The 4,594-nt window shown below is 37.3% G+C and carries 4 protein-coding genes; 3 read left to right on the top strand and 1 reads right to left on the bottom strand.

Annotation, left to right across the window (positions count from 1 at the left end; genetic code table 11):
• The 3 genes from F6K22_RS32905 to F6K22_RS32895 form a co-directional block, all read left to right on the top strand.
• Positions 1–1,095 (top strand): calcium-binding protein (locus F6K22_RS32905; RefSeq protein WP_293108016.1); only part of this gene is annotated, 1,095 nt, incomplete at its 5' end.
• A gap of 711 nt (positions 1,096–1,806) precedes the next feature.
• Complete coding sequence (locus tag F6K22_RS32900; RefSeq protein WP_293108013.1) at positions 1,807–2,085, top strand: hypothetical protein; 279 nt, start codon at positions 1,807–1,809, stop codon at positions 2,083–2,085.
• 60 nt (positions 2,086–2,145) lie between these two features.
• Positions 2,146–3,213, top strand: coding sequence for an LOG family protein (locus F6K22_RS32895; RefSeq protein WP_293108010.1), 1,068 nt, complete (start codon positions 2,146–2,148; stop codon positions 3,211–3,213).
• Between the two features lie 353 nt (positions 3,214–3,566).
• Here the strand turns inward: F6K22_RS32895 and F6K22_RS32890 are convergent.
• A partial coding sequence (locus F6K22_RS32890) for a DUF2079 domain-containing protein (RefSeq protein WP_293108008.1) occupies positions 3,567–4,594 on the bottom strand: 1,028 nt, incomplete at its 5' end.

The raw sequence follows: 4,594 nt of genomic DNA, 5'->3' as shown, positions 1-4,594 counted from the left end.
GATGATAGTATTCGTGGAGGTAAAGGAGACGATCAAATCTGGGGTGATATAGGCAATGATATTATCTTAGGTGAAAATGGTGATGATATTCTTTGGGGTGGTACTACAGGGGGTACTGATAAAGACTTATTTGGTAGTGATACCATTGTCGGCGGTAGTGGTAACGACTCAATTAATGGCAACCGTGGTAATGACTTACTGAAAGGCGATCTAGGTTCTGATACCATTCGTGGTGGAAAAGAAAGCGATACTATGTTCGGAGGAGAAGGTGACGATATGCTTATGGGCGAAAATGGCGATGATTTTATTGTTGCCGATCCCGTATCGAATTCTTCAGAAGCAGGTATTGGAGCAGATTCAGTTTATGGAGGTTTGGGTAATGATATCCTAGCAGCTAGTCGTGGTAACGATATTATGTATGGAGGTGACGATGATGACTTCATGTATGGAGGTAAGGATAATGATTCAATGTTAGGAGAAGAAGGCAACGATACTCTCTTAGGACAGCAAGGAAATGACACAATTTTTGGTGGTAACACGACTCTAATTGAGGTTGATTTATCAGGTCAAGATTTAATTGATGGTGGTGCAGGAGATGACTTCCTCAGTGGTAACCATGCTGAAGATACTATTATTAGTGGTACTGGTAATGATACGGCACGAGGTGGTAAAGGTGATGACAACCTATATGGTGGAGCTGGAGACGATGTTCTCTTTGGAGATGAAGGCAATGACACTATCTGTGGAGATGAAGGTAATGACAGCATATTTGGTAATGCTGATGATGATCTTCTCTTTGGTGATGATGGTGACGATCTGCTAGATGGAGGGGAAGGAAACGATACATTAATTGGTGGTAGTGGTAGCGATCGCTTCGTGCTAAACCTGGATCGGGGGTTAGACTTAATTGCTGACTTCAATATTAGTGAAGATTTCCTAGTTTTAGATGATGGGTTAGTTTTAGACCCACAACAGTTAACTGTTGAAAACGTTGACAACAATACTCAAATATTCTTGGACGATCAACTTTTGGCTACCCTAGAAAATATTGTTATTAGCGAAGAACAAATCATAAGTCAGTTAACTAATATCTAATAATTATTTGCTCTGATAATTACTCAATCAAGTATCATCATAGAAATAGGAATACAGTAATATTTATTGTGTTCCTATTCGTATAATTATTCCTAAATTAGCAGTACATAACTATACTTAATAAGTAGCAAAAATGAAAGCGATAATTAATTAATGCCAACCCCTATAAAGGTACTCCAAATAATTTGTCTAATACCTATAATTAGTAGCTCTTTACAGCGCTTTTCAGATGGATAAACCACATCGTCATACCCAAAACCCTGTAGGGGCGATTCGCGCATGGCAGCAGCATTCCGCAGGAAATCGCCCCGACTGTGGTCTACCGTGCAGGAAAACCGCTGTATATTCTCTTCTAAGTATTTGGACTACTAGAAAATTTTTCAGAAAAACTATCCCAGAAATAAATAATACAGAAAAATTTCACCCTCCTACTGTAAGCATTCAGCTATTAGCATTCAGCCTTCAGCTTTTAAACATACAGGACTTGACTTCGGTTAACGGTCATGTTACAAATTTATTCATAAGTTTTAATTCTCCTTAGAGACTAATTCCTCCTTCAATGTAATTATCAGTTAATAAGTCATAGCTGATAGCTGATAGCTGATAGCTGACGGCTGAATGCTTACCTCCTACTTACCCCACGAGTGAAAGGGGGGAGGAGGGAAGGGGGGAAACTCTCCCCTCTCAAGAGCAGGAGAAGGGTTGGGGGAGATGTCTTCCCTCGTTGCTCGCTCAAATACCCACAATTTTAATCTAGACACGCTACTACAAATTTTATTATTGGGCGTTGCATATTTGCGCATGGGAATTAGTGTGGTCCGTGTGGTCCGTGTGGGGAGTTTTGGGTCTTTTGCCTCCTGGAATTATAGCCTTAGAGAAAGAGGAAGTAAAAGATGGAATTTACCTTTTGTGCAAAGATTCATCCCAAGGTTTCAGCAACGCCTATTATTGAGTAGTGCAACTTACTCAGAGATTACTCCTGACAACTGATAACTGATACCTGATATCTGTTATAAGTAAATAAAGTTGTCTAGGATATAGAAACAATCTATGGCCTCAGATTTTGACAAATCCACAATTGAATTTATTGAGGCGGAAGTGAGCAAATTACTCAAGAATTTGCCCACTCTGAAGCAGCAAAAATGGATCGGGCGATCGCTCTCCACTATAGTTAATATGGCAGGAGAGGAACTTGACCGCCTGGACTGGAAAATATTAGCTGCCTCTTTACAAGATATGGAAAAGGGGTTTAAAACTTTTTATCCCTATCGTCATATTCGTAAAATTACCATATTTGGTTCTGCGCGGACATCCCCAGATACCCCAGAATATAAAATGGCAGTAAAGTTTGCTAATAACATTACCAAACAAGGTTTTATGGTAATGACAGGTGCGGGTGGTGGGATAATGCAAGCTGGCAATGAAGGAGCAGGAAGCAACAAATCTTTTGGTCTCAATATTCAGTTACCTTTTGAGCAAGAGTCTAATCCATTCATAGAAGGTGACAATAAATTAATTAATTTTAAATACTTTTTTACTCGCAAATTATTTTTCCTGAAAGAAACTGATGCTATAGCTTTATTTCCTGGTGGTTTTGGTACTCTAGATGAGGCATTTGAAAGTTTAACATTAACACAAACAGGTAAATATGGTCCTGCTCCTCTGGTATTAATAGATTATCCTGGTGGAAATTATTGGCATGACTGGAATGATTTTATTCATAAACAATTGCTGCGACGAGGTTTAATTAGTCCAGAAGATCCTAATTTTTATACTATTACTGATAACTTAGAATCAGCTTATCAAGCGATCGCTAATTTTTATAGAGTATATCATTCTAGTCGTTATGTAGGAGAGAAGTTTGTCATTCGTCTCAATTCAGAACTTTTACAAAAAGATGTGGATTTTTTGAATCAAGAATTTAGGGATATTTTGACTGTAGGAAAGATTGAAAAAAGTCAAGTTTTACCAGAAGAGTCGGAGGATGAAACTTCCCATTTACCACGTTTAATTATGCACTTTAACCAAAAGGATACTGGTAGATTATATCAAATGATTAGTCAGATAAATAAAATGGGAGAAAATACAACAGAATTAACTCATCCAGAGCATAAGTAATATCATATAGCGTTTTTATTTGGGATCTGGAAACCGAGTCATAAAAAAAAGGGAATAGGGAATAGGGAATAGGGAATAGTAAAGAAGGAAAAACAGCATTAAATAGTAGTAAACATCAGGATATGAAGTAATCAAGACAGCACTTTTTTTCTAGAAGAAACCTCAATCTAGATTTACATCTCATTTAATATTAATTATCCGGATTTGGTATAATTCCACACTGACTGAAAAAAAGCAGAGTGTGGTCCGGGTGGGGAGAAGAAATTTTCATACTCCGTAGGGACGTTCCATGGAACGTCCCTACCTACTCCCTACTCCCTACTCCCTACTCCCTACTCCCTACTCCCTACTCCCTATTCCCTACTCCCTTGTTTGAACAAATAAATATCATCCTGTTGGTAACTAAGCTGAAATTCTGAATTAACCTTGAGTTTATCGACTAATTTACGCGAATATTCCTGACTACTTTTCCAACCGGGATGACGTACATTTACTAATACATAATCATACTCAGCTAAGGCTTCATCTCTAGGTAACTCCTCTTCTTCAACAATTAACTTAATAAACTGACGGTGACTTAAATGAGGAGTAATTTCCGAAGTAGTTAAAACGCCACCTTTTGTCTGAACTAAACTAACTGCCGTTCGTGCTGCTTGCCAAGTATCTAAATAATCTAAATAAATCGACCAAAAATAACCATATTTAGCCAAAGCTAAAAATCCGATGCAAGACCAAATGATTATAAATTTTGGTAAGCGGTTACTAACAATTGTAGATAGATTTTTATCCTTATCTTCTTGGGGGCGACGTAAATTCCAGAGCCAATACCATAAACCACATTTACCATCAGCGATCGTATAAATTACAGCCATTAATAAAAAAGGTAATATTGGCAAAGAATACTGATGAATTAAATCTCGTTGAGCATCAATTTTCGAGAGAATATTCATCGCTAAAACAGGAGAAGCAGCTACCAAAGGAGTTAAATATTTAGGAGCAAGCCACCAAATTATCGGCAGATTTAGCAAAAATAAATATTCTAAAGTTTTGACAGAAATTAATTTACCAAATACCAGTTCAGGTCTTAAAAAAAGATTCAATAAAATTTCTGGTATGGAGTTTCCTAAATATCGATAACGTCCGACTCCTCCTGGTGGTAGACCGTCCTTAAAATAAGGTATTAATATCTGAGTAGCAATAATAAACCAAGACACACCAGTAAATAAAGCTATTGCACCACATACTCGCTTTTTTTCATAAAAGTATAACCAAAAACCCATAGCAGCGACAGGTAAAGATAAAGCATCTTTACAACCTAAAACCCAAAGAATAGCTAAACAAAACCAAACAGTTTTATCTAATTTGGCTGCTAAAATTGCTA

Source organism: Okeania sp. SIO2F4, from assembly GCF_010672385.1.
In the GTDB taxonomy this organism is placed as follows: domain Bacteria; phylum Cyanobacteriota; class Cyanobacteriia; order Cyanobacteriales; family Microcoleaceae; genus Trichodesmium.
The sequence above is the reverse complement of the archived record's forward strand: the minus strand, read 5'-3'. Positions and strand labels throughout refer to the sequence as shown.